Annotated in this window: 15 protein-coding genes; all 15 read right to left on the reverse strand. The window is 57.7% G+C overall.

From position 1 onward, the window contains the following. Positions 1-4: 4 nt before the first annotated feature. The 15 genes from CKW29_RS01270 to CKW29_RS01330 all read right to left on the reverse strand — a co-directional run bounded on the left by CKW29_RS01270 (position 5) and on the right by CKW29_RS01330 (position 26460). Entirely contained in the window at positions 5-1858 is a 1854-nt protein-coding gene (locus CKW29_RS01270) for a fatty acyl-AMP ligase (protein WP_095147765.1), read from the reverse strand. A 98-nt stretch (positions 1859-1956) separates the two neighbouring features. Next, on the reverse strand, positions 1957-2850 hold the full coding sequence (fabD, locus tag CKW29_RS01275) for an ACP S-malonyltransferase (protein ID WP_095144273.1): 894 nt from the start codon (positions 2848-2850) through the stop codon (positions 1957-1959). Between the two features lie 11 nt (positions 2851-2861). After that, a complete protein-coding gene (locus CKW29_RS01280; protein ID WP_095147766.1) occupies positions 2862-3308 on the reverse strand; it encodes a hypothetical protein in 447 nt (148 codons plus the stop codon). A gap of 47 nt (positions 3309-3355) precedes the next feature. Beyond that, positions 3356-4906 carry a class I adenylate-forming enzyme family protein gene (locus CKW29_RS01285; protein ID WP_218192176.1) on the reverse strand — a complete coding sequence of 517 codons (1551 nt, stop codon included), beginning with the start codon at positions 4904-4906 and terminating at the stop codon, positions 3356-3358. Beyond that, entirely contained in the window at positions 4906-5175 is a 270-nt protein-coding gene (locus CKW29_RS25835) for a hypothetical protein (RefSeq protein WP_218192029.1), read from the reverse strand. Before CKW29_RS25835 ends, CKW29_RS01285 begins: the two co-directional genes overlap by 1 nt. A 78-nt stretch (positions 5176-5253) precedes the next feature. Further along, the gene (locus CKW29_RS01290) at positions 5254-6459 is read right to left on the reverse strand and encodes a diaminopimelate decarboxylase (RefSeq protein WP_095144275.1); all 1206 of its coding nucleotides are present in this window, start codon (positions 6457-6459) and stop codon (positions 5254-5256) included. A gap of 15 nt (positions 6460-6474) precedes the next feature. Further along, complete coding sequence (locus tag CKW29_RS01295) at positions 6475-7176, reverse strand: 4'-phosphopantetheinyl transferase superfamily protein (RefSeq protein WP_095147767.1); 702 nt, start codon at positions 7174-7176, stop codon at positions 6475-6477. Further along, the gene (locus CKW29_RS01300; protein ID WP_095147768.1) at positions 7149-8327 is read right to left on the reverse strand and encodes a hypothetical protein; all 1179 of its coding nucleotides are present in this window, start codon (positions 8325-8327) and stop codon (positions 7149-7151) included. The genes CKW29_RS01295 and CKW29_RS01300 overlap by 28 nt, the downstream gene beginning before the upstream one ends. Before the next feature lie 35 nt (positions 8328-8362). Further along, positions 8363-9409 (reverse strand): NAD(P)-binding domain-containing protein, encoded by a 1047-nt coding sequence (locus CKW29_RS01305; protein ID WP_095144278.1) that lies wholly within the window; start codon positions 9407-9409, stop codon positions 8363-8365. Continuing rightward, positions 9406-15441, reverse strand: a complete 6036-nt coding sequence (locus CKW29_RS01310; protein WP_159950219.1) for a thioester reductase domain-containing protein — start codon at positions 15439-15441, stop codon at positions 9406-9408. Before CKW29_RS01310 ends, CKW29_RS01305 begins: the two co-directional genes overlap by 4 nt. A 2-nt stretch (positions 15442-15443) precedes the next feature. Continuing rightward, positions 15444-15614, reverse strand: a complete 171-nt coding sequence (locus CKW29_RS25700) for a hypothetical protein (protein WP_159950222.1) — start codon at positions 15612-15614, stop codon at positions 15444-15446. Further along, the gene (locus CKW29_RS01315) at positions 15608-16969 is read right to left on the reverse strand and encodes an aminotransferase (protein WP_095147770.1); all 1362 of its coding nucleotides are present in this window, start codon (positions 16967-16969) and stop codon (positions 15608-15610) included. Before CKW29_RS01315 ends, CKW29_RS25700 begins: the two co-directional genes overlap by 7 nt. 12 nt (positions 16970-16981) lie before the next feature. After that, positions 16982-18016: a TauD/TfdA family dioxygenase gene (locus CKW29_RS01320; RefSeq protein ID WP_095147771.1), complete on the reverse strand. Its 1035-nt coding sequence runs from the start codon at positions 18014-18016 to the stop codon at positions 16982-16984. After that, positions 18013-18552: an SET domain-containing protein-lysine N-methyltransferase gene (locus tag CKW29_RS01325; protein WP_095147772.1), complete on the reverse strand. Its 540-nt coding sequence runs from the start codon at positions 18550-18552 to the stop codon at positions 18013-18015. The genes CKW29_RS01320 and CKW29_RS01325 overlap by 4 nt, the downstream gene beginning before the upstream one ends. Positions 18553-18606: 54 nt before the next feature. Beyond that, the gene (locus CKW29_RS01330) at positions 18607-26460 is read right to left on the reverse strand and encodes a type I polyketide synthase (protein WP_095147773.1); all 7854 of its coding nucleotides are present in this window, start codon (positions 26458-26460) and stop codon (positions 18607-18609) included. Positions 26461-26652 lie beyond the last annotated feature (192 nt).

Below are 26652 nucleotides of genomic sequence, written 5' to 3' on the forward strand. Positions count from 1 at the left end.
CAGTTCAAATGACCAACGACGATGACACCAGAGCACCCTCGGCCATCCGCCTTAGCTGCTCCACGCCCTCCGCCCAGCCGGGTGAATATTTCTCGTGCAGTATCTGAAGCTCGCCCCGTAACAAGCGATTACGGCACTCACCGCGCTGGATCTTGCCGCTGGAGGTGCGCGGCACACAGCCTTTGCGGACCATAATCACGCCAGTCAACAGCACGCCGCAGCCTTGTCTAACGGACTCGATCAGGCCACTGCCCTGAATATCCCACTCGTCATTGGAAGCGTTCTGATTGCCGATTTCACATACCGCGAAAACCCCATCCCGCCCTTCCACATTCAGGTTGAATACCGCAACTCTTCCCTCCCTCACCCGTGCATCGGCTTGTTCGATCACAAGTTCCAGGTCTTGCGGATAATGGTTGGCACCATTACAGATCACGACATCCTTCAACCGGCCGGTAACGAACAGTTCACCGGCTTCATCGAGAAAGCCAAGATCGCCCGTTCTCAGTACGCCGCTGTTACCAAAATGCTCGGTATAGGCATTGAATGTTTCGTGCGATATCTCAGGTTGACCGAAGTAACCCTGGCAGACACTTTTTCCTGAAATGCATATTTCACCGATCTTCCCGTCTGCCAGGGGAAGGCCCGACTCCTGCTCGCAAATGAAGATATTCAACAGTTCCTGTTGCCGGGCATTGCCACTGGACGTCAGGGTCACCATTCGCTCACCGAGCACAGCGGGCCGACACTCCCCTTCAGTGATCCCCCGATAATCCACATCACGCATCATCACCGGCTGATCATGGCGCTTCGCCGTGGCCATCACGGTGCATTCCGCCAAGCCGTAGCCGGGCAGGAAACTGTCCAGGCAAAAGCCCGTTGGCGCAAAACGCTCGGCGAATTGCAACAGCACCTCACTGCGTACAGGCTCGGCACCGCTGAAGGCCATGCGCCAACAGGACAAGTCGAGCTCTTCCAGATTGATGCGTTTGCTGCGTTTCAGGCACAGTTCATAGGCAAAGTTGGGACCGACGGAGTGAGTCACCCGATAGTCGCTGATCATCCTCAGCCAACGCATGGGTTGTTGCAGGAAGCTGACCGTCGAGAACAGGATGATCGGCCGCCCACAATAGACGGCATGGAGCAACCCTCCGATCAGACCCATATCGTGAAAGTGAGGCAGCCAACTGAGCAGCAGGCAGCGTCCCTCACGGGAGCCAATGCGTTCTTGAATCACAGCCAGGTTATGCAGAAGGTTGCCGTGGCTGACCATCACCCCCTTGGGGGCCGACGTGGAGCCAGAGGTGTATTGGAGAAACGCCACGTCATCAGGCCCAATCGCTGAGATATCGATCGGTTTTACGGGGTCGATTGACGGCCCCGTGGTATCCAGACAACGCAGCGTGAAGTGGCCCAGGCCCGCAAGGTTAGCCTCCAGCTGCGGCTGGTCTGCAGTGCGGCACATGACAATGCTCGGCTTGGAGTCGAGCAAAATACCCGCCAGGCGACGCTGCTCTTTGTCGTCCTCCGGAAAGTGGACCGGCACCGCGACGCAGCCTGCGTATAAACAGGCGAAAAATGCAGGAAGAAAATCTCGAGCCGAGGGATAGACCAGCAAGACACGCTCACCATGCCGTAACCCTTGCTCACGCAAGCGCATCGCCAGCACATTGGCACGCTCATCCAGTTGCCGATAATCCATCAGCAAGTCATCTTCCCAGTCAAAGCCATGGAACGCGAAGACCGGCTCATCTGCCTGCAGACGTGAACGCTGGCGCAACAGGTCAGCTACTGAAACAGCGCTGACCACAGGTGGACACTGGTCCACACTAGAAGCTTTCATGATTGAACTTTTCATCTCGTCCTCCTTCGAACTATGAACCGAGGCGGCAAGGCCATTTTGAATGGTGCAAGCTTTACAACCGGTAGAATCCAAACAGTTTTTGCCCCCCCGAGTCAGTTGACTCCGGGCAATTTCTCTCGCTCTTTGGCAAGCTGTCTCTGTTCTCGTAAAAGGCTCCTGCACAAACCACGCAGAAGCTGGCCGTGCCCGAGTTCATGCAACTGCGTGATGCCTTGGGAGGCGAGATAGCGCAGCGTCTCCACCCAGCGGACCGGGTGATCCAACTGTTCCAGGAGATATTCGGGAGTACGCCCGGCCTGATAAGGACGGGCCGTAACGTTGGCGATGACGGGTACACGCAACGCAGAGAATGTGCATGAGGCCAGGGTTTCGGCGAAGTCGGAGCGAATGGGCGATAGATAGCGGGAATGGAATGCCCCATTGACCTTCAGCAAGCTGAACAACACACACCCGGCCCGCTCCAGTACTACGCCAGCTTGTTGCAGGTCTGCCACAGGGCCGGCCAGTACTGTCTGCAATGAGGTGTTGAAATTGGCCAGGTCGATGCTCGCCAGCCCCTCATCGCGCAGCACGGCTTTTATCCGCGACAATTTCAAACCCACCACGGCCGCCATAGCGCTGCCAGTGCTGCATTGCTCGAACAACTCGCCGCGTCGCCGTACCAGCTTCAGCCCAGTGGAGAAATCGATAGCGCCAGCGGCGTACAAGGCACTGTATTCCCCCAGGCTATGACCGGCACAGTAAGCCGGCGAATCCACGCCCTGCTCCCGAAAATCAGCGAGATGCAGAGCATTGCTCAGATAGATGGCCGGTTGCGCATAGGCAGTCCGTTGGAGATGCTCGTGAGGATCCTCCAGGCATAATTGCCGAGTTGAATAGCCGAGCAGATCGTCGGCTTCTTCCACCAGTCTGGGGAAGCGTTCGAACAGCCCAGCTCCCATACCAACGGCCTGGCTACCCTGACCAGGGAATATATAGGCGAACATATTGGCCTCCATTAGTAACGGCCCTGAGCAAACAAATAGCCACCGATGCCAAGCGCAACGACAACCCCAAACAGCACCACAGCGCCGAATTTATGTTGCAAGCGATCGAGCTTTTCGTAGCGTTGAAAATCCCTTTTACGGACTGCCGTCATTCTTTTTATGACCAGAACCACACAGAACATGTTGAAGAGCACGGCCAACAATCCAAAGCCGATCTTCATCAGGAGTAGCGGTGTGATGGCCGTTAATGACAACAGCCAGCCGCCGCTCAGCAATACGCCAACTATCGCGGGCACTTCGATGTATTTGTCCGTCGTCCAGTGCAACTGCGCGATGAATTCACGCATCGACGCACTCGGCTCGATGGAGTGTTCGTATACCGCTTCGACCAATATGCATCCCAGCCAGGTAGCAACGAACAGCAGATGGAGAAATAGCAATAGCAACTTCAGGCTCATGGGCAGCTCTCAATATTGATAGGCAGGGTCCTTCAGGACGCACTCGTTCAAGTCGCCGACATGTTGTTATTGAGCAGGTAGTGTTCCTTCAACTGGCGCCGGAGGATTTTCCGCGTGGGCCCTTTGGGCAATTCCTGCATACCGATATCCGGGCCCAGAATCAGCACATGCTTGGGTTGTTTGAAGGCAGCGATGCGCAGCCGGCAGTAGTTCCTGATCCAGTCGGAATCGACATCGCTGCCCTGGCGCAACTTCACATATAGGCAGATTTCCTGGCCCAATAGCGGGTCGGGAACACCAACCGCGGCGCACTCCACCACCTCGTCGCAGGCGTGCAACAGGTTTTCCAGCTCAGCCGGATAAATATTCTCGCCCCCACGGATGATCAGATCGTCCAGACGGGTGGAGAAAAAGTAGTGCCCTTGCGCATTGCGATAACCATAATCACCGGTATGCAGCCAACCAGCGCAGAAACGTTGTTGGGTAGTCAGAGGCAAGTTGTGGTAACCACGGGCGACGTTCTCTCCCTGAATCAGAATCTCCCCGATCTCTCCAGGCGGCAGCTCATTGCCTTCGCCGTCAACCACCTTCATGCGGTTACAGGGGAGCGCCTCCCCAATGGAACCCAGGCAGCGGCGCTCCGCCGGGAACCTATTGAGGCAGGAGAAAGATGTTGTTTCGGTCAGTCCATAGCCTTCGAATACCGCCACCTCGTAGCACCGCTCGAACTGGCTGCGCACCTCTTCCAGTAATACCTGCCCACCACAAACGATGCCCTTGAGCGTGCAGTCGGTTCGTGGCAGTCGATACTCGAGAAAGGCCGAGAGGAATGCGGGCATCACACTGGTCCAGTCCACGCGATAGCGCTCAATCATCGTCCAGAACGACAAGAGTGCCGAGCGCCCTTCGAGGATCACGCTACTGCCCCCTACATAGAGTGGCGAAAGCAAGGTGATGACTTGCCCGTTGTTGTGAAACATCGGAAGTACGCACAATGTACGGGTGCCATCCTCGAAAGCGAACCACTCCACCAAGGCCTGGCTATCGGCAAGGAAGTTGCCATGTGTCAACAGCACTCCCTTTGGATTCCCCGTGGTTCCCGAGGTGTAGAGCACTAGCGCGAGATCCTCAAGCCCGACATCGCTGCGCGCGCTCCGCAAGGCGGCGGGCTGTTCGAGTAGATTCGCCAGGGTGAAAACGGAGGGCCTTTGCAGTGCTTCCAAACGGCAACTTGACTCACACCGTTCGATTGCCGCAATCAAGTTGCTCAGCGAGGCATCGAATAGCGCTAGACGCGCCCCACTGTTGGCAATGATGAAAGCCATCTCGTTAACGCTCAGTACCGGATTAATCGGTACCAGAACCACACCTAGTAGGTGTGCGGCGAAGTAATACAGCAGAAACTCCGGACCGTTGGGAAACACCAGGCACAAAGAGTCTCCTCGCTCCAGCCCGGCCCGTTCCAGACGTTCGGCGGCCGTACTCGCCAAGGCATAGAAACCGGCATAGTCGAACTGCAATTCCTCCTTGGGAAAAATCAGGAAAACCCTCTGTGGAAATGCCTCGGAACGGGCCTGAAACAAGCTGCCAATATTCATCAGCTACCCATCTCCCCAGCAGGCCCCGGCTGTGCCGCGCAAGCTTTCTGTACGGCGATGTACGCCAGCAGACGCTCGAACGAGTCAAGCCGATAGGCTTCCTTGAGTTCGATATCGATGGCGAATCGATGGGCCACTTCGCTCAGAATTTGAATGTGCATGATCGATGTCCATTCCGGCAGGCTGGTCATGCTGGCTGAACTATCGAATCGGCCGCCCGGTATGAGGCTTTGTCCCAGCGTCAGCAGCTGAGCTTTGATGGTTTCCATCAGTACTTCTCCTTATGCACATTGGACTTTTTACGGTGGTTCTAAGAGCCTGTTTTGATCGGCTGCGCGCCGGTGCATTCAACACAGCAACAACTCGCGATAACTTCCACGCATGCAATGATTGGAACTCATTGAGGCGGCATAACCCCCCGCATTCAGGAGGGCCACGAAGTCCCCTTCTTCGAGCGGCGACAACCGGACGTCAGCTGCCCAGATGTCCAGTGCTTCGTTTATATTCCCGGCGAGAGTCATCCGCTGAGGCTCCCCTGGCCGCAAAACGCAAGGCGCCGGCTCACAGGGCATGTCATAGAAAGCCGGCTCTATGGCCAGGTTGAAGCCGCCATCCAGTCCGGCGAACAACGTGTCGCGCTTGGTTTCCAGATAATTCACCCGCAGTACGAGCATGCCCGCGTCCTTGACAATGAAATCCCCCGGTTCCAGGAGCACCCGCACGCCTCGACTGGCGATGTGCTTCTGGATCAGTGATGCCCAGCGCTCAAGATCCAGCGCGCATTCGTCTGCTCGATGCGGAAGGCCGAGGCCGCCTCCCAGATTGACCTCTTGGAGTTCGGGGAGCTTTTCAAAGAAACACGCCAGGGCCTCAAGGACATTCTCAAAAGAATCCAACTGGCTATCCAGATATCCGCATCCGGCATGACAATGCAGACGTATCACCTTCAACCCATACTCATGGGCAAGCGCCAAGGCTTCATCGAACTGCTCTTGGTAAATACCGAACTTGGTGGTGCGCTGACCGGCGTAACTCAGCTTCTCACTGTCCGCATAGCCAATTCCGATGCCGGGGTTGATACGCAAGCCAATTTCCCTCCCCCTCCCGAGCCGGCCCAGGCAACGCAAGGCACTCATCGTGTCGCAATTGACCGCAACCTGCGGAAATGCAGCTAGCAGTCGGGCATCGCTCTGCGCCATGCCATGGGCGGTGTAGGAAATCTGCTCCGGGCGATAACCACAGGCCAACGCCGCGTATAATTCTTCCGGTGAGCAGACATCGAGACCGTATTCGCCGCTCTCGCGCAGATGGCAGAGCAAGGGCGGGAAACGATTGGCCTTCATCGCGTAATACAGACGATAGGGGATGGCCCTGCGCTGCAAGGCTCGCTCCAGGCTCTGGAGCTTCTGCGCAGGGCGTTGCGCCTCGTAGAGAAAAAGCGGCTCTTTGAACGCCGTCGCGAGATCGGCGACATCACGCTGACAAAAGTTCAGCCTACCGTTGCGATAAGCTAGGCTCTCACGCTGCCACCAGGGTTCATTGATCACGTTCATTACTGTGTCATTTCCTTAAGCCGAGAGTTTCAAGACGTTGTTCTGCGCTGAAGGTGTCGCCCAATAGCAATTGAGCCGCGGTGCCACCAAGCGTGAACAACATGCGGCGGTCCACCCTGGCAGGCTCGGCAGATATCGCAGGCGATAACCGCCCTGCTCACCAGGGTCGACGATGTCGTAACGCCCTCGCCCGAAATGGCGTAGCCAGAAGCTTGTCATCGGTTTGCGCAGCCCCAGGCCTATGGCTTTGCAATACGCTTCTTTGGCCACCCACAGGCGGTAGTAGAAGGCTCTGTGCAAAGCCAGGGGCAATGCTTCCAGCGAGAAGCGTTCACGTGCATGGCAAACCCAATCGAACAGCCTCGAGCAGTTCAGACTCTCGTCTTCACGCTCCAGGTCGACTCCTAGGGAAACCCTGGAAAGGCCGATCAGCGCACAAGAGTTCGAATGCGCCAAGCTGAAATGCAGCGGCTTATCGGCCAGATGTGGCTTACCCAACTCATCGCGGATCAACATCAGATGTTGCGGCGCGTATTCCAGGTAATGCCCCAGAATCAGCCGCAAGGCCGTACGTGCGCGTCGGCGCTCGATATCCATGCCATGCCGCTCCTGGGGATGGAGAACGACTTGACCTGAATCCCAACGCTCATCCGCCAGGTCCACTTGCCAGAGATGGATGTCGCCCGCCCCTAGCATGGATTCTTCCCCAGGCAGCATGCAGGCAGCGACACCTCAGTGCGCGCTAGCATTGTCGGACTGCTCGCTGTCGCCGAGAGCTGCTCCAGCCAGGCCTGCGGGGTGCAATAGAGTGCCGCGCCATCCGCTAGCCAGCGCTCTCCGGCCAGTACTGTCAGTTGCTCCAACCATCTCCAGAATTGACTATCGGGCAAATCCTGGCCGGCCAATCCCAAGCGCAAGCAACCCTTGCTCCGCGCTTGCAGCGCCAAAGCCCGCAGCAGGCAATGCTCTACCTGTTTGCCCAGTACCACGCAGCTGAGCACAAACTCTTCGATGAGCGGCTGATCAGCTTGGCGCAACAACAAGAATCCAGAAAAGCCGTACTGGCCGAAGCGGTCGCTGACGTTGATACCGATCAGCGCCTTACCCTTGGTAGTCGCCTGCGCTTGCAATTGCTCGGCCGTCAGCTTGCAGCCACTGGCATGAAAGGTCGCTGCGGTGTGACTCAGCTTGGCTGCCGCGGCGAACTCCTGCGCGTGGCTGAGATAACGGCAACTCACCTGCAGGTCGAGGCGCTCGAGGAAGCGCCCGAGAGCGTTATCGCTTGGCGGCTCTGGAGCTGGGGCAGTATCGTGCACCGCTTCTGGCGCTCCTAGGTGCGTCACCAGAAATGCCGCCAGACTGCGATGGCAGTCGGCGCTGAACGGAATATGGGCGAGCTTGTCCGACAGCGCATCCAGATGCCGGGAAACACCGCTCTGGGCAACGTATTCATCCCATTCCAGCCAGCGCACCCCGCTCAATTGACGAAGCTGCGCAGCGCCCTGTTCGCAGGCCTTGCGCCGTAACGCCGACAAGTCATCGGCTTCGGGCACAAGCAACAGCCAGCACTGGCGACCACTGTGCTGCCGGGATGCGTCGATGGCCTCTGTGTACAATTGGAGGTTTTCTTCGATACGCGCATGCCAGTGTTCATCCGCGAGTTCCACTCCGCGCAGCAGATCCGACAGCCGAAGCATCAGCAACAGATGCTCGCAAGGCGGAATCTGGCCGAGCAATGTCTGCAACAACTGGTTATAGGGCAAGAAGCCAACCGGACCGCCTATTCCATCCTGCTTCTCGGACAAATAGGGTTCCAGTCCCTTGGCGGTGAACGTTGCACCAATGAGTAAACGGTATTGCTTGTCCATCGTTATCGCCTCCGCGTTGAATGATCTGGAAACACTCAAGAAGCCGCCGGGCGAACTTGCGCCAGATATAGCTCGACTGGATCGTCGGAGGGGAAGCGGAACAGACGACGCACTTCGTTATGGGTCGAACTCAGCGATCTTTCGCGCAGCTCCCTGCGGCACTGCTTGAGCAACGGATAGTCTTTCTCCGCTTCAGCCTTGAGTACTTTGGCGAACTCACCGTTCTCCAGGTGCTGCAAGATTCCCTTGGCCTGCTCGGCGAGCAGTTCTGTCGGCAACGACCGATGCCGATACAGGTGGTACCCCACCTGGCAGGTTGGCGAACCTTGCCGCTCGACGACCTCATCCAACCCCCACTCGGCGCCGTCCAGCAGCATCTTGCCCATCTCACCCGAGCCATAGAGCTCGAGCAGCGCCGCATGCGGGTCGAAGCCATGCTCGACCAGCACCGTGAAAGCCGTCTCGATAAGATCGACCAGCGCCGGTGCCAGGAATTGCTCCTGGAATAGATCGAGCAGGGTTTCCTGACGGTACTGGAGCGGCATCACCCCCGCGCGGGTGAATCCCACCGCACGGGCAATCGCCAATGTGCGCTGCAACGTCTGACCGGACGCATCGGCGATGACATCCAGATAGGCTGGAGCCCCCTTCCCCGCGAGAAAATATTTGCGCAAAGGCTCGCCGTACATGCGCGGTGCAAGCATGGCCAGATCGAGCCCCGGCAGCGGGCATACATGCCCCTCGCTCACCGAGAAGCCATGGGCGACCAACAAGGTGGCGCCTTGCCGGTAGCATGGGCGAATCTGCTCCTCGAATACCGAGCGGTGGGCCTCGTCGGGAATCAGCAAGAGGATCACATCAGCCCGCGTTACGGCATCGCCAATCGTCAGAACCTGGTGACCATCGGCCAGTGCCACGCTTCGATACTCATCGTCGATATTCCCGACGCACAGGTGAACCCCACTATCGCGTAGGTTGGCGGCAAAGGCTCGACCCTGGATGCCATAACCGATTACAGCCACGGTCAGGTCATCAAGTACTGCAGGGGACGCCGCGTCGTCGTAATACATTTTCACGCTCATTGTGTTTCCTTACATTCGGTGATGTGGGTTAACGCGGTCGTTTCGCCATCCGCGCACAGCGCTTTCAATTGAAATTTTCCGGACTCACGCAACTCGACATCCTGTGCCAGCAAGCCGCGCAGGTAGATAAACAGCAGTCGTTCATCGAACGGCGGCAGGTGAATTCCCGCAGCCTCAAGCTCACGCTGGGTACGTCGGCAGTCATAAATGAGGGTGGTACGCTGGCGCTCGGTGCTGAGCTGGTCGATTTCGCTTTCGCTCAAGTTCATCAGCCCTTGCACCAGAGGGATGATCGGCAACGCCAGGCCCTGCTGGTATAAAGCCTTGACTCGCTGCAACCAGGTGAAATGCGGGAGAATTTCCAGAGGCGCCTGAACCAGCCGATTGACGCCGGCGAACACGGCCCCCATGGGCGTTACCTCCATCGACGAGAGGTGGAAGACGCCCCCCCCCTGGCGATACCGTTGCCCCAGAAACACCATGGCCTTGGCGACGTAATCCACCGGAGTGATCACCAGGTCATAGCGGTAATCGGTGAACGCAGCCCCCATCAATACCGCGCTCTTGATCAGGCGAAAGAACGACTGTAGTTCGTCGTAACGACCCTCCAGCGAATCACCGGTGACCAGGCCAAGACGGTACACGTTGCAAGGAACCCCTCTGGCCGAGGCCAGCAATACCAGCTGTTCGCCCACCCACTTACTGCTGGTATAGCCACTGGCAATCAGGTGCTGCTCGTGTTCGATCGTCGAGGTTTCATCGAAGGTGAGGGTCCCTGTCCGGTCCAGCGCACTGAACACACCGAGCGTCGAGACGTAGTTGAAGGTCTTCGGCCGTCCCTCTGTTGTCAGGCGCAACAGTTCCGTGACGCCATCGACATTGGCCAGCTTCGCCGCCTGGAACGACTCCAAGTGATTCATGCTGGTGGCGTTGTGGTAGATCACGCCGATTTCGCGGCAAGCCCATCGATAGTCCTCGTCCGCCAACCCGAGACGCGGCAGGGTCAGATCGCCTGGCAGTCCAACCAAGCGCGCCTCGTCGCCATCGCGCCACAGCCGCCATTGCTGCATAGTCTGACGAATGCGCTGACACACCTCCTCGGCGTTCCGGCCCCTGGCCAAGCAGTAAATTTGCGCGCGGGTTCGGTCGAGTAATTCCCGTAGCAGGAAGCGCCCGACGAAACCGGTACCCCCCGTCAGCAGGATGTTGTCCTGGTCCAGCATTGGCACTTCTATGGTGCAGGGTTGGATGCGCTCATCCAGGCAGGCCTCATGAGCCAGATCGACCCGCTGCGGTTTCGACGGCCCCGACTCGATTCGTTTGGCCAACTGTCGCGGGGAGGGAGCCATGAACACTTCGGCCACGCTCAAGCGCGCCGAACAGGCTTCATTGATCAGATAGAGCAGCCGAATAGCTGCCAGTGAATGTCCCCCGGCCTCGAAGAAATCGTCGTCGATGCCAACCCGCTCAAGCTCCAGCACCTGCTGGAAAGCTTCCACCAACTGCTGTTCCAGCGGATTGCGCGCAGCCACATATTGCGCCTGTGTCACTGCTCCAGCGGGTTTAGCAGCACGCTCCAGTTCAGCCTGAATCTCTACGATGGGCCTTTGCCACGGGCTCTGCTCGGCTATCCCCTCGCGCTGGGCTATCCATCGGCTGACGAATGCACCAATGGCGCTGTAATACGGCAAGGTGAAAGGCACATGCCCGGCTTCATCGGCCAATGCATCGAACACCGTTTCGACTGGGTAATCCGTGGCGATGGCCTGCGAATCGAACAGCACCACGTTCGCTTGTTCGCCCAACAACTCCGCCAGTTTCGCCCGCAATGGCAATGCGTCAGCCTGGAGCTCATCGGGCAGCATCAACAGCACGAGCGGAGCCTGCATCTGCGGCAGCGCCTGGAGGATGGCATCGGCCAGGTCCTGCAGATTGTCGAGAATCCGTTGTCGCTGAATGCTCGGATCATCACTCAATTCAAAACGCAGCCAGTCCACACTGCGCCAGAGAATAAGGTTGCAATCGGTATCCGCCTGAAAAAACACGCTTTGAGGATTCAACAGCATCTGGAAGACCTGGTTGTAGCCGGCAAAGCTCACTTCCAAGGGCCTGCCCAGATGCTTCTCCCACAGATGCAGGGCTGGCTCCAGGGGGCGGTCGGTGAAAGTCGAGGCGATATTCAAGTACAACGGGCGAGCGGTCTTTGTACGTTCGGCGTGGTCCAGTTGCTCCCGTAGCCGCAGCTGATCCAGACGAACAACGGGAGTGTGCAACACCTCGTCGAGCAAGGCACAAAAGGACTCGGCCATCTGCCGGGCAGTCTCAGCATCGAACAGCTCCAAGCTGTATTGCAGGAAACCTTGCACCTCGTTGCACCGCACCTGCAAACGCATCGACAGGTCATAATCGCTGTAGCCGGTATCGACACTCCTGGGCTCCAGCTCATCGGCCAGGCTGCCCATCGGAATCACATTGAGCATCACTTGGAATAATGGGTTGCAACCAGGCACCCGCTGCGGATTCAACACTTCGACCAAGCGTGTGTATGGCACGTAAAGATGATCGAATGCCTCGTAGAGCGTTTCACGTACCCTGCTCAGCACTGTCTCGAAGGTGTCTTCGACCTGCAGTGGACTGCGCAGGATCAGGGCATACGCCAGCGGGCCGAGCATGTCATGAGTTTCCGCTTGCAGGCGGTTGGCGTAAGGACTGCCTACCACGCTGTCGAGCCGACCGCTGAGTCGGTAGAGCCAGCAGTTGAAAGCTGCCAGTAGCACGACGAAAACTGAAAGCTGGCGTTGCTTGGCGAACGCCTGCAAGGTCAATGCGGTGTCATGCTTCAGGCTGAATTTCTGCACCGCTCCCCTGTAGTTCGGGCGGGCTGGGCGCGGCCGGTCGAAAGGTAGTGGCAACGGTCCTGGCAAATCGGCCAGACGCTCTCGCCAATAGGGCAACTGGCGCTCAATGAGCGGCCCCAGATGCTGTTGTTCCCACCAGGCGTAATCGCCGTGTTGCAAGGTTGGTGCAGACACGAAGTCATGTCCCAGGCCGGCCATCGCCAGATCGTTCAACAGCCGCCCCAAAGCACTGAAATCGGCGATAACATGGTGCATGCACAACAGCAGGATGTGCTCTTCGTCACCCAGCGAAAGGATCAGTAATCGGCTTAGCGGGGCCTGATCCAGGGGCAACGGTTTCCGTGCGGTTTCCCGCAGCAAGGCTTCAACCTGTTCCTGCTGTTCATATGGCAGGAGCTCCGTCATATCCCTGAAACAGATTAGTGGCTCGACTTCATTGAATAGCTCCGGAACCGATTCGCCGGCCTGCTGCACGAAACGGGTTCGCAAACTCTCGTGATGTTCATGGGCCAAGGCGTAGGCCTGACGAACCCGCTCAACCTGAAAGGGGCCGGTGATGCGCAAGGCTCCGGGTAGAATGAAGGCCGGGTTGGCCGGACTCAACTGCTCGAGGAAGCAGAACTGGGCCTGAGCTTGCGACAGTGGGTTCTGGCCTTTCGGCCGGGGTAGCAAGGCACCCCCCGCGCCGATCTCGTCGTCAACGACCATACCTGCATCGCGCCCGCCGCTATCCGCCATGTTTACTATGATCGGCCCACGCTTCTGACTTTCGAGCAAGCGTATCAAGCCTGCCAACGTGGCACTTTCCAGCATCCGCCCCAGAGACAGATCGACCCTCAGTCGCCGCACGATCAGCTCACGAATCTGCGCCGCAAGGATCGAGTCCGCGCCCATTTCAGCGAATGACAAATCGGGGGCGATTTCCTCAAAGCCCAATACTTCACAGAAGATTGCAGTAACGGCTGCCGCCAGATCGGCCGACTCGGCTACTGCGGGATGCGTTCGACACTGCTCAAAAAGCCCGAGTTTTCCTGGCAGGCCGGTGCCTTGTTTGCACCAGAAACGCAATGGTGCGAATGGATAGCTGGGCAGATGGGACAACCGGCGCGCAGCGTATTGCGGCCATGCCACATTCGCCCCGCACACCCAGGACTGCACCAGAGCACCGAGCTCTCCCTGTGCTGGTTCCGCTGACAGCTCATCAGAGCAATACAGCCCCGTCCAATCCACCTGCCCACGCAGGAAGGCCGCGAGCCCCTGCACAATCCCGCCCAAGTCCCGACAGACCAGCGCCAGCCGGCACTTCATCGGCTCACGCCCGACCTGCAAGGTGAACAGCAGGTCGCGGAAGTAGTGCTCGCAGTTCATAGCGATCGTATCCTGGCCCGCTTCCAGATAGCGCACGAAAGCTGCTGCATAGTCGCGCAGGCGCTCCGGATCGCGCGCGGACAGCACGAACGCCCCGTCATCCGCAACGGTCGCGGCAGCACGCGGCATATGAGTGGGCGACTCGAGCACCACATGGGCGTTGACGCCACCGAAGCCAAACGAACTGACACCCGCGCGTAGCGGCACCGCCCGTCCCTCGGCATCCTTGAGCAACGGCCATGGTTGGGCCTGATCGAGCACGAAAAAGGGGCTGTCTTCGAGCGCAATGTAGGGGTTCAAGGCATGGAAGTGCAGGCTGGCCGGCAGCATCCGATGACGCATGGCAAGCACCACCTTGATCAATCCGGCGATGCCTGCTGCCGACTCTAGATGGCCTATGTTGGTTTTCACCGAGCCAATCCCGCAGCTCGCCGCAGCGCAGAGCTTATGCCCCCACTCGCTAGATAAACGCTGGAACGCCAGCTTCAGCGCATTGAATTCAATCGGATCACCCAGAGCGGTACCCGTGCCATGGGCCTCGATGTAGGCCGCACTCGCCGGGTCCACCCCGGCACGCCGCCAGGCGCATTCGATCAAACGCGCCTGTGCCTCGACAGTGGGAGCCGTTAGCGAAGCGGCATGCCCACCATGGTTCACCGCCGAGCCGAGCAGCACCGCCTGAACCGGCCAGCCCTCGGCTTGCGCCCGACTTAGCGGCGCAAGCACCAGCGCGCCTACGCCCTCGCCACGCACGTAGCCATTGGCAGAAGCATCGAAGGTCTTGCAGCGCCCATCGGGACTCAACATGCCGGCTTTGTTCAAGGCCACGTGCAAACTGGGCGTTAGCATGGCATTCACACCGCCAACGATTGCCAGTCCGCACTCTCCCAGACGGATTGCCTGCATGGCTTTGTGCAAAGCCACGAGGGAACTGGAACAGGCAGTATCCAATGCTTCGCTCGGCCCGTGCAGATCGAGCAGATAGGACAGTCGGTTGGCCAGTACCGCATGCGAGGCGCCTGTCGCGGTATGGCCATCCAGCGATGGCGAAAGCTCCCAGTAGTCCATGGTCCCGGCGCCGACGAAAACGCCAGTGTCGCTACCCGCCAGACTCGAGGGCCGAATCCCGGCATCCTCCAATGCCTTCCAGGCGACCTGAAGGAACAGCCTCTGCTGCGGGTCCATCTGCACGGCTTCTTTCGGGGATATCTGAAAGAATGGCGCATCGAACAGCTCGATTCCCGCGATGAAGCCACCCCAGTGACGCGCCTCTCCCGAGGGCTCCAGAAGGCTCCAGTCCCAACGCTCATGGGGGACTTCAGTGATCAGATCCGCGCCATCGCGCAGGTGCGTCCAGAATTCATTGCAATCCGCCGAGCCGGGTAACACGGCGCCGATGCCGACGATCGCCAGACGCTCGTCAGCCGTTGGCCTCGCTCGTTCGTACCAGGTGCTGGCGGGCTGTGGGGACGCCAGTTCGGCGATGACGGCGGCAGGCAACTCCGCAGCATGTCGGGCTAGCACCGCCGAGCGGTGCTGGCGAATCAGGTAGGCGGCGATGTTGCGCGGGGTATGTACATCGTAGAAAACTGTTGGGCTGAGGCGTATGCCATAGTACTCATTGAGATAGCCGCTGAGCTCGACGCTTTTGACCGAGTCAAAACCCAAATCGCTCAACTCGATATGCGGTTCGTAGGTACCCTCCTCCAGCTCGACGATTTCCAGAGCACAGTCGAGTACGTAACCCTCGACCCTGCTCAGCAGAAGCCGTTCGTGGTCGGTTAACGTAGAAGTCGATGGGGTCATAATCATAATCCTTGGCGCCCGAGCATCATGTGGCGGGCTTGCAGGTAGTCGCCGAAGCTGAGGCTCGACAGATCGTCGCTGCCACCGCTCAGATGCAGTCCTCCATCAGAGACTCCAGCGGTGTGGATAACGTGCTCTCTGACTCGCTCACGGTGACCGGTGTTGATCAGCATGTGACCTCCTCCAGCGCACGTCCGAGAATACGAACGATTTCATCGATTTGTTGACGCTCGATGATCAGTGGCGGTGAGAGGATGCACATGTTCTCGTAGGGGCGAACTAACAGGCCCTTTGCCTGGCAGAGCACATCGACGCGCTGGGCCAGTGCAATGGACTCTGGTGATGGCATTCCATCGAGGCGACGTCCGTCGCCACATTCGATACAGGCCATCAGGTGGTCGCCACGCACCTGCGCCACGACCGGATAGCGGCGCAGTTCCTGGAGTCGCTCGATGAAGTAAGGCCCCACTTCACGCACATGCTCACAGACCCCCTCGCGCTCCATCAGCTCAATATTGGCCAGCGCTACAGCGCAGGCGACCGGATGTCCTGAATAGGTGAAGCCGTTGGTGAAAGTGCCATTCCCCGCGGCCTGCGTACCGCTGATCTGTTCGAGTAGACGCTCCGAGATCAAGACTGCCCCGAGCGGCTGATAACCGGAGGTCAGCCCTTTGGCCGTGATCAACAGATCGGGGACGATGCCGAAGTGCGCCTCGGAGGCGAAGAAGTGCCCAAGACGGCCAAAACCAGTCACCACCTCATCGGAGATGTACAGCACCCCATGCCGGCGGCAGACCGCAAGCATCCGCTGGTGATAGCCAGGCGGCGGTATGATTACCCCTCCCGAAGCGAGGATCGGCTCGGCAATGAAACAAGCGACGCGATCCGCGCCCAGCTCACCAATCAGCTGCTCGAACTCCGCGACTCGCTCGTCACAGAACTGCTCCAGCGTCTGGCCGGCCTTGCGCAGCGCCGGATTGGGCGATGACAGGAGATGGACGAAAGAGTTTTCGTAGTGGAAAAAGGTTCGATCCCACGCCTTACCAGACACTGATGCCGCCAGATAGGTGCTGCCATGGTAGGCATCCACCCGCGAAACAATATGGCGTTTTTCTGGCCGGCCGGTGGCGCCGAAATAGTAATGGACGAAGCGTAGCGCCGACTCCACTGCCGTGGAGCCACAGGTGGTGAAGTGCACCCGTTTGAGATCGCCAGGGGCATAGGCCGCCAATCGCGCTGCCAGTTCACTGGCAGGCTCATTGGCCATGGCCCCAAAAGGCGTGTAATACGCCATGCGCAAAGCCTGCCGGCGCATAGCCTCGGCGAGTTCCGGACGTCCATAACCGAGGGTCATGCACCACATTCCGCCTATCGCATCCAGGTAGCGACGGCCTTCTCCATCGCTGACCCAGACCCCTTCGGCTTCACTGATGACCAGCGGCGGCTCTTCGCCGAGGGTCGACAGGTCTGCCCAAGGGTGCAGAACATGCTGTTGATCCCAGAGAGCTGATGTATTTATTCGAGCCATTGCAGCTGTTCCTTATGCCGTGATGCTAACCATGTGTTGCCGCGGCCCGCTGAAGCCTATGCGGCCGTGCTGAATCACCAGGTTGTCCAGCGCCAGCAAATCGCCCTGACGCATCTTCACGGCCTTCGCCGGCTGCCAGAGCACCGCTCGCAGATAGGTGATTAATTCGACGGGAATTGGCGTGCCATCACCATAAGCGGTGGTCGCCGGGTAAGCGTTGTCCGGCAAATCAGGGGGGAACTGGGGATGGTTTCGCCAATAGGAACAGTGCAGTTCGGTGACTTGATTGAACCAGAGCTCTTCGCCCGTATCTGGATGCGTAACGAAAGCCGGATTGACATAGCTATAGGACAACCGGTCCTGCTTGTCCCAAACAAACTCATAGCCTTTCTCAAGCATGATCTGCTCAATAGTCGATTTATCAGACGTACCGAAAGTCTCCTCCCAGCCGATTTCGTTGATAGCGGTAGCGCGTGGCAGGTTCCGGTAATAACGAATGCCAACATCTCGGAATCGAGCCAGCACATTCGGGCAAATCTGCTTCACGCTCTCGCGAATATCGCTGATCGGTACTTCGCCTCCCTCCAGACCCTCCCTGGCGCAAAAGAAAAACAACTTTCGAGGAAACTCGAGCAAGTAAGCCATTTCATTATGGGGCGCCAGAGTGATGCGCGAATCCTCGTTGCTTGCCATTAGGACATGGCCCGCTACCTGATTACGCACGGCAATGCCACCGTTATAGCTGAATGGCGCATAACCTAATTGGTTGATGAAGGCATTGAAGTCACTGGCGTTATGTAACGGCAGATCCTTGAATATTATTGCGCCCTGCTCATACAAGGATTTATCAATAATCTCCCGGCATTGCTCCGCAACCCGAGCCAGCGAGCCCTCCTGCCAAGGTCGAGCCAAGGTCAGGAACTGTTCGCGACTAACGCGGGGAATGAATTCTGGCACATCCAGGCTATCGGCTCCGGCTAGATAACTGCGACCGCGCACCCGTACACCCGACTTGTCGTCGCTCGCCGACTCATAAAAAGCACTCATGACTTATCCCCGCGCAAATCAGTATTAGGAATACACTTCACTGCAGTGTCACAACATTGCTGTAGGAAGCGCTGACCCTCTTCGTTCGGAAGCTCCTTGGATCCCGTGATCCATCGGCGGCAGTTAGGGGATCCGCATTGACAAGCAAATTGCCGCATCAATATGTCTTCGGTGGAGGAGTAATCCATGCACAACAACTCGCCTGGACGAATAGTCTTCAATGCCCAGAGTTCCAACTCGTTCATGTCTAGAAATACGTTGGGATCGCAGGAGTGTAATAACAGGCCGGTGAAGTAGGGATCATACAAATGTGTATTGTAATTAATTTGCAATGTGTGCAGGCGGCGTGAAGCCAACATGTATCCGGATACTCGACAGACTTGCTGCCCGCGCAGATAAGTTTTTAACGACTCTATCCCCTCCCCCCGACCATCCTCGGTGCACACGACCTTGAAACTTTCAGTTGAGGGATAATCCTCCTCGATTGAAAGTTCGTCATAGGGATAAATACATACATTCGAACGCAGTGGTTTCATGAATGTGCTCCATTCAGTTCATGGGTATGACGCCGTAGTCGTAACAAACGGACTTCAGGAAATAACAGCCGTATTTTTTGCCAAAGTTTGCAACTGCAGCCAAAGCTGTCCCAGTGTCAGGTTGGGCGCGGCGAATATGGATAACGGTAGTTGTGTGCCAAAGCGTTTATTGAAGCCGTTGCGCAACTGGGCCAAGTCGAGTGAATCCAGCCCCAATGAGGTCAGGTCCAGGCTTTCATCCCAGCGGCTGATGTAATCCCCGAGGAAACGCCGAACGAAATCGCCACTGTCTTCCACCGCCAAGCTTTCTAGTGGACATGGCTCCTCATGAAGTGATGGCTCATGAACCACCGTGTTCATTGGCGCCAAAACCGGTTGCCGCACATGCTCCAACAGCGACCAGCGAGCCCACGGGGAGCGCTGCCAGTCCATCTCGCAGACGACAAAGCGGTTTCCTGCCCCCCCGCCCAGCATATGGCTCAATACGGCAGCCAAGGCATCGAGTGCGGCTTGGGTCGATAATGGCGTCTCCCCCACAGCGTGGGCACGTTGCAAAACCTTGCGGTTACCAGCGGCCATGCCCATGTCGCCCCATGTGCCCCAGGCCAGACTGACGACCCGGGTACGCGAACACTCCCTCGGCCAATCAGCGAGTTGGTCGATCCAGGCGTTAGCCGCTGCATAATTACCTTGCCCCATCGCGCCCAGCAAGGCGCTGGTGGATGAGTAGCCAATCACCCAGTCACAGCCCCAACCCCGGGAGTATTTCAGAAGATCGGCCAGGGCCAGTTTGGGGGCCAGGACCCTGTGCAGACGTACGTCATCAAGGTTGCTCAGGGCGCCATCGTCAAGTACTCCGGCCAGGTGGAAAATCCCACTCATTCGCTCCAGGCCATGCAACGCTTTGTCCAGTGCCTGTGGCTGAGTCAGATCGCAGGCAATGCAGCGCACACCACGCGGCGGTGTCGTCGGTAGCGAGCGGCAGATAATAACGATATGGCTCGGTTCTACGGCTTGTCGGTCGATTAACCAATTCACCAGCGCCTGCCCTAGCGCTCCACTGCCGCCAGTGATCAGATAACTACTGCCGGAAGCGCCGAGGACTCCGGGCGGGAGGGGTACCTGTCCGTTTGGTAACAGCCGTGCGGCCAGCAGGCAGCTGTTGCGCCAGAGTAACTCCCGCTCCTGCGGATACGCGTTTGCCAGTGATGCCTGATGCGCCAGCCAATGGGCCTGTGGTTGGGTTCTGGAAAGGTCCGGATGGTTGCTGGCAAACAGGTTTTGCACACACAAAGCGCTGGATTCGTTCCCAGCGACTCGTGCCAGACCGGCCAACGGACCACTGCTTTGCGACGCGGGCAGCAGGAGCGTCAGGCGCCCACGGACATCCCGCAACAACAGTTGTTGCAGGAGACTCATGAACCCCTGGTACTGCTCGTAGCCATCACTTTGTGGCTTGCCCAGGCACAGCAGCACGGCGTTGGCCGAGTCGGAGTTCAGGCAGTCGCAAAGCGGCTCCAGCAGCTTCAACTCCTGACCGACATTCAGCTCCCAGCAATGAGTACCTGCATCATCCGGTCTCGCAGAAATCGGAGCCAGGGGCTGCCACTGCAGGTTGAACAGCCGAGTGCCGGCATCCGGCGGCGCCTGACGTGGCCTACGTTGTTGCAGCCAGTCGAGCATGCGCGAGAAGATCAGTGCTTCTTCGCGTAGCATGAAGTCATGCTCGCCTGGGTACTGCGCAACTTCGCCAGGCATCGCCGAACTCAGTGCGAACCAATCCTGCGCTTCGCTCACCGAGCAGGCAGGGTCTTGGCTACCGCAGTGCAACATTAACTCGCAACGCAACAACGGCCGCCCCCCCCGTTGTTGCCAAAGCGTACTCATGCGCATCGCGGTACGCTGATCGCTTTCAAGATCGGCGAGCAGGATCGGCAGATACCATTCCCGCCACAACGGATTGGAGCGCGTAGCCTCGGGGACCATCAAGAATGCTTCGGAGTCAATCTCCCGGCCGTTGTTCGGTGTTGAGAAAACTGGGGCACGTCCCACTACGATCAGGCCACTGCACTCCCCATCCTGGTCCAGGTCGGACAACTCCTGCGCCAGTAGCTCCGATGCCAGGGCGGCGCCATAACTCAAACCGCAGAAAGCAAAAGGCTGACCAGCGCTATCCCGTCGAATGGCTTGCGCCAGAGCCTGGCGCAATTCGGCGTCCTTCTGCTCGTCGTTGGCGAGCGGCTCTTCCATCCGCCCATTGCGCCCCGGCAGTTCGACTGCAACCAGGTCCAGCCAGTCAGGTGCTTTATTTGCCCAGTCCTTGAAATGCCGAGAATTGCCGCCGGCATAGGAAAAACAGTACAGCCGCAAAGTTGCCGTCTGCCGCGGTGGAACCAAGCGAACCAACCAGGAGGAAGCCGCAGCTGCCGCGCTCACCTCCGACGTTTTCTCTACGCAAGACCTAGAAGCAGGTGCATCGACATAGATCGATGCCTGTGGATTCAACCAAAAGCTATCGCGCTCGAAGGCATAAGAGGGTAGCGGTATACGACGTAGCGGATTGCTGGGCCCCGCTTGTTCGTGGCGATGATAGGCTTCCCAATCCAGATCGACACCTGCGCACCAGAGCCGCCCGAGCAATTCGCAAAATACTTGCTCATCGTCAATCTCTGTACGCGGATGACGCATGCTCGCCAGTAAGGTTGGTGCAACATTCGTGTCTTCGTTACGCAGGCTCAGGAATCGCCCTGCCAACCCCGTCAGCACATTCGATGGGCCGATCTCGAGAATAATGTCGGGCTGCCAACGCAGCAGAGTCTCCAAGTCCTCGGCCCAGCGAACGGTGGCCAGCAGGTGCTGGCCCCAGTAACCGCTCTCCAGCACCTCGTCGCCCAACCAGGTACCGCTTACATTGCTCGTCATTGGTATACGCGGCAGACTGGCCTTGATAACCTTCGCCGCCTCGTGGAGGCGTCCGGCGACAGGGCTCATTAGCGCACTGTGGAATGGATGAGAAACCGGCACTCGGGTACAGCGTAAACCAAGCTCATCCAGCGCTTGTTCAGCGCTTTCCAGGTTTGGTAACAAACCTGCAAGCACCCATTGACCGGGTAAGTTATGCACGGCCAGCCAGAGCTCAGGATGCAGAGCCAACCCGTCGTGGAACACCGTCTCATCACCCGCGACACTGAGCATGCCGCCACTTACCGGCCGCCCCTGTATATCAGTCAGACGCAACGCCTCGGTCGCCAGTGCACGGGTCGCCACCAACAGTGCCGCATCTTCCAGCGTAAGAACCCCAGCTACTACCGCCGCTGCATATTCACCGATGCTATGCCCGGCGACCGCTACCGGTCGGATACCCAGTTCGATGAGACTCGACGCCATCGCATATTCGACGGCGAATAAGCCGCATTGGGTGACTACCGGGCGCTGCATTTCAGCTGCATCTGCCCCCAGAATCAGCGCTAGCGGATTGAATCCCAGAGGGCCGGTGAGCGCTTGGCAGACCTCTTCAAAATGTCCACGGAAATACCCTCCGTCCGCCGTTCCGTTATAGAGTTGCCGGGCCATTCCAACATGCTGGGAACCTTGGCCGGAAAAGCACAAAGCAACGGTCGCCTTGTGCCCCGCCTTGACTCGCCGCTCGCTACCCAAGGCCGCCCGCATGTTTGCACCAAGGTCCTGTCCGTCTGCTGCTACGCTGACAGCCAAGCGCAGCGAATGGGCCTCACGCGCCAGATGCAAAGTAAACGCCGCCTGAGCAATGTGCTCTGCCGAAGCGTCATCCAGAACCTGTGACAGTTTTTCCAGATTGTTCGCTAGCGCGCCAACACTTCTCGCGCTGATACACAACAGGTGGCGCTGACGGCAAAACGACGCCGAATCGCTTCGCTGAATCTCGTCCGGCCTTGCCGGTGCCTGCTCCAGAATCACATGGACGTTGGTGCCACCAATGCCGAAACTGGAAACACCCGTACGCAAGGGTTCTCCTGTCTCCGTTTCCGGCCAATCCACCAGTTCCTGGTTAACATAGAAAGGGCTCGCGGGATGATCGAGCAAATCCACCAGCTTGGCGTTGTGCTCATGGAAGTTGACCGTCGGCACCAATTGGCGGTGGTGCAGGCAAAGAGCTGTCTTGATGAAACCTGTGATGCCGGCGGCGCAGTTCGCATGGCCGATATTGCCTTTCACACTACCGATCGCGCAGCTTCTCGGTGTGACCTGTTGTGTTTTCCGAGTGGCCTCGAAAGCATCGCGAAGCCCCTTCAGCTCGATGGCATCACCGATATGGGTAGCTGTGGCATGGCATTCGACATAGGACAATTGTTCGGCTGCCACACCCGCCATCTGCATGGCATCGACAATGCAACGCGTCTGGGCGACCGCGTTCGGGGCCGCGTAGCCGGCTTTCTGCCGACCATCGTTGGACATGCCATAGCCCGAAAGCACAGCCCAAATCATGTCTCCATCGGCTTGAGCATCGTCGAGGCGCTTTAGCACCACCGCACCGACGGAATCGCCGAACAAGGTTCCGCTCGCGTCTTCATCGAAAGGATGGACTCGGCCATCCACGCTGCCGACCAGCCCTTCTTCGAAGCAGTAGCCAAAATTCGGAAAGTTCAAAGACGAGGCGCCAGCGATTGCCATATCGCACTGACCCATCATCAAGCTTTGTGCCGCCTGCGCCACGGCCAGCAGACCGCTGCTGCATGCCGAAGTGACCGTGACACCAGGCCCACCGAGGTCGAGTTGAAAGGAGACGCGGGTCGCTATGTAATCCTTTTCATTGCCAATCTCGGTCAGGAATAACTTGCCGGGGTCGAGCGGCTCCTTGAGACCACCGCCTTGCAAATGGTGGATCAGGTAGCCGTCCATACCACAGGCGGCATAGACCGCTGTGCGCTCACGGTAGGGATTGTTCACACGCGCATAGCCCGCCTGCTCCATTGCGGCCCAGGCCACTTCCATGAACAAGCGGTGCTGCGGGTCCATCAAAGTCGCTTCACGCTGGCCGATTCCCCAGAACAACGCATCGAACTTATCGGCATCATTCAGAACCTGGCCAGCCGCGACCCAGGCTGGATGAGTGAATACTTCATCAGGCACACCCTTGGCCCGCAACTCTTCATGTGTGAAGTGCCGCAGACTATCGTTGCCCTGCTGCAAATTGCTCCAGAACTCCTCGATGGAATCGGCCCCAGGGAAACGCCCGGCTATACCCACCACCGCTATACTTGTCGTCGCTTCCCGGCGCCGTGGGCGTTGTTCTTTCTTTTTCGCTTGCCCTCCCTGCTGCCATTCGACGAACTCCTGCAAAGTGCTGTGCTGGTAAATATCGACTACCGTCAGAGAAATACCCAAACGCTCCGTCAATACGCTGACCAGGTTCGCCGCGCTGAGAGAGCTGCCACCCACGTCGAAAAAGTTGTCGGCTGGCTGGACGTTATTGATACCCAGTACTTCACACCAGATATCCGCTACACGCTGTTCCATTACCAACAAGTTGACACGCTCCAAGGGTTCTGGCTCGGTCTTAATTGGTCGAGGTAATGCCTGGAGATCAAGCTTGCGCGACTCGCCCTGTCGCATTGGCAACTCGGCCAGCCCAATGATATGAGACGGTTGCGCGTACTCCGGTAAACGGCTGCGCGCCTGACGGCGAGCCTTGGCCAACAACAACTCGGAAGGTATGCCGCCGGTGCCTACTATATAAGCCAGCAGCCCTTGGGGCTGGCCACTGCGCTCATCCATCAGTGGCAGAACAACTGATTTACTGACGCCCTCCATTTCATTGAAAACACGCTCGACCGCCAAAAGGGAAACTTTGAAACCACGGATTTTTACCGTGTTATCCATTCGTCCCAGTATTAATAGCTGACCATTCTGCAATAGCCGAGCGCGATCTCCAGTCCTGTACATCCGTTTATCCGACAACGGTAAACGGCTCAGTTCCGCAGCCAGAGGCAAAAAGCGTTCGGCTGTTTTTTGATCGTCGGCTAGATATCCAGGTGCAATGCCCGGGCCAGCCAGATACAACTCCCCTGGCATACCCCAAGGCACACAATGGCCATTCTCATCCAATAGAATGACCGCAGATCCAGGTAATGGCTGCCCGACTGGAGCCCAGAGTCTGGTGCAGCCTCCTCCGACAAACAGATCGGAGTAACCAACATCCAGACTTTCCCAAGTGCTGTATGCATTGATCAGTCGAGCATGCACTGGAAATATTCGGCGGGCTTTTTCAACGAGCATCCCCGACACGACTTCGCCCATCAAGAAACATAGGCGCACTGAAGACCAGTGTTTATCTAACTGCTTGGTGGCAATGGGATTTTCCAGCAAGTTTGCCAGCAATGAAGGCGTTACGACCAGTCTTGAAACTCGGTTTTTCTCAATGAATGATTGCAAGCGCGGCGGATCGAAAATAACGGAGTCAGGAATAACTACCGCTACTTGACCAAACAGCAAGGGGCGTAAGCATTCCCAGGCAAAGAATACATTCAGCCCTTCCCGCTCGCCTTCGGCCGCATAGGGGTATAACTCGCCACGGGCTAGAAAACAGTAAGTACAACCTTGCTGAGTGGTGAGTACCGCCTTGGGACGCCCGGTGGAGCCACTGGTCATGGAGATGATGGCGATTGCCTCGGGCAGGCATCGCACCACGGTATAGTCCTTGGGTGACGACAAGGCTTCCTCTAGAAGCGCCTCATCCATGACGAACAGAGGGCCATTGTCTTGCACACGTTTCGCCAGCTCTCCCTCACTGACAATCAACGAAACATCGCATGCCTCGACGAACTCGGCCAACAGGCTATCCGACCAGCTCACCTCGAGAAGACAGACAGTGGCGCCGACTTGCAAACAGGCAAGCATCGCTATTAGGTATTCGGCCCGGTGCCCAAGGAACAGACCAACCGTACTACCCTCTACCACCCCAGAGCGCACCAGTTGCAGGCTAACGTGGTTGCAGAGAGTGGCGAGCTCCTCGTAAGACCAAGATCTATCGCCATCCTCCAGGGCCAGTGCTGCCGGAGTTTTGCTTACCTGAAGGCGGAAGAGATCAGCGACACTCTTGAAGTTCTCCCGGCTGCACAGATAGGAGGACGGAGGCGTCCAGAGTATGGAAGTACCACATCCAAGCACTTGGCTCTGGATATGCTTTTCGATGCTTGAAACGAGCGGGCCCGTGGAATCGTAAATATAGAAATGATCACCGTCGAAGTACTCCATGGTAACGGCTGTGCGCGAAAAAAATTGCCCCCAACCTTGCAGTTCCGCCGACGAAACACTCGGGTCTTCATTTCCGGAGTAGATGATCGCAGGAACATCCATAGGAAGATCATCAGCCTTGGCCAACCGATAGGTTTCGTCCAACCGAATATCTGATTTTAAAGGCGGCAATACAATATCCAGCAACGACGAATCCGCTAGCGCGCTCTCTCGTAGAACCCCCCATGCTCTAACACTACTGATGAAATTCTGATCAGTCTGATCATAAATATAGACGCCACTCTCCGCACTCTTGGCCAGGCACTCCGGCGATCGCCGCCCGGAAAGAAATAACATTATAGGTGTTTCATTATTTCGCCGGCGCAGTTCACGGCAGGTCTCAAAGGCCAGTAATGCCCCAAAACTATGCCCAAAAAAAGCGAACGGCATGTCACCTGTTTTTTCAGCAAGCAGATCAGCTAAATCAGTTATAAGCGAGTCAAACTCGGTATACGCCGGTTCGCTGTACAAAACTCCACGGCCTGGCAGTTCAAATTCAACCCACTCGATGTTCGACGAGCACGCATCGGCTAACTCAGAGTATGCAGAGCGACCTGCACCCGCGTAAGGAAAAGCAAAAAGCCTGATTGACGCTTCCGGGTTTGACCTTGTTACAAAGGAAGATACTTTACCCATGACCAATCCCCTAATAGCTAGCCAGTCGACATGCGACCACCCAGAATCGCCACCTCATTAAGATCCACAAAAAATCTTATGTTTCTTACCGTATAGCGAAAATTATCTGGTATCGAATTTTCTAAAACTGCAACCCTGGTGTTTTTGGAGCAGCAACTATTCGAGAATCTTCTCCGAGGGGGGAGTTGGCAT

Origin of the sequence: Pseudomonas sp. Irchel s3a18 (genome assembly GCF_900187535.1) — a bacterium.
Lineage (GTDB): Bacteria > Pseudomonadota > Gammaproteobacteria > Pseudomonadales > Pseudomonadaceae > Aquipseudomonas.

Excerpts from the sequence above, each read along its gene's own strand:
- CKW29_RS01295 (WP_095147767.1), bottom strand. The coding sequence starts at position 7,176 with ATGCTGCCTGGGGAAGAATCCATGCTAGGGGCGGGCGACATCCATCTC.
- CKW29_RS01300 (WP_095147768.1), bottom strand. The coding sequence starts at position 8,327 with ATGGACAAGCAATACCGTTTACTCATTGGTGCAACGTTCACCGCCAAG.
- CKW29_RS01310 (WP_159950219.1), bottom strand. The coding sequence starts at position 15,441 with ATGACCCCATCGACTTCTACGTTAACCGACCACGAACGGCTTCTGCTG.
- CKW29_RS01330 (WP_095147773.1), bottom strand. The coding sequence starts at position 26,460 with ATGGGTAAAGTATCTTCCTTTGTAACAAGGTCAAACCCGGAAGCGTCA.
- CKW29_RS01305 (WP_095144278.1), bottom strand. The coding sequence starts at position 9,409 with ATGAGCGTGAAAATGTATTACGACGACGCGGCGTCCCCTGCAGTACTT.
- CKW29_RS01315 (WP_095147770.1), bottom strand. The coding sequence starts at position 16,969 with ATGGCTCGAATAAATACATCAGCTCTCTGGGATCAACAGCATGTTCTG.
- CKW29_RS01270 (WP_095147765.1), bottom strand. The coding sequence starts at position 1,858 with ATGAAAAGTTCAATCATGAAAGCTTCTAGTGTGGACCAGTGTCCACCT.
- CKW29_RS25700 (WP_159950222.1), bottom strand. The coding sequence starts at position 15,614 with ATGCTGATCAACACCGGTCACCGTGAGCGAGTCAGAGAGCACGTTATC.
- fabD (WP_095144273.1), bottom strand. The coding sequence starts at position 2,850 with ATGTTCGCCTATATATTCCCTGGTCAGGGTAGCCAGGCCGTTGGTATG.
- CKW29_RS25835 (WP_218192029.1), bottom strand. The coding sequence starts at position 5,175 with ATGGAAACCATCAAAGCTCAGCTGCTGACGCTGGGACAAAGCCTCATA.
- CKW29_RS01325 (WP_095147772.1), bottom strand. The coding sequence starts at position 18,552 with ATGAAACCACTGCGTTCGAATGTATGTATTTATCCCTATGACGAACTT.
- CKW29_RS01285 (WP_218192176.1), bottom strand. The coding sequence starts at position 4,906 with ATGAATATTGGCAGCTTGTTTCAGGCCCGTTCCGAGGCATTTCCACAG.
- CKW29_RS01280 (WP_095147766.1), bottom strand. The coding sequence starts at position 3,308 with ATGAGCCTGAAGTTGCTATTGCTATTTCTCCATCTGCTGTTCGTTGCT.
- CKW29_RS01320 (WP_095147771.1), bottom strand. The coding sequence starts at position 18,016 with ATGAGTGCTTTTTATGAGTCGGCGAGCGACGACAAGTCGGGTGTACGG.
- CKW29_RS01290 (WP_095144275.1), bottom strand. The coding sequence starts at position 6,459 with ATGAACGTGATCAATGAACCCTGGTGGCAGCGTGAGAGCCTAGCTTAT.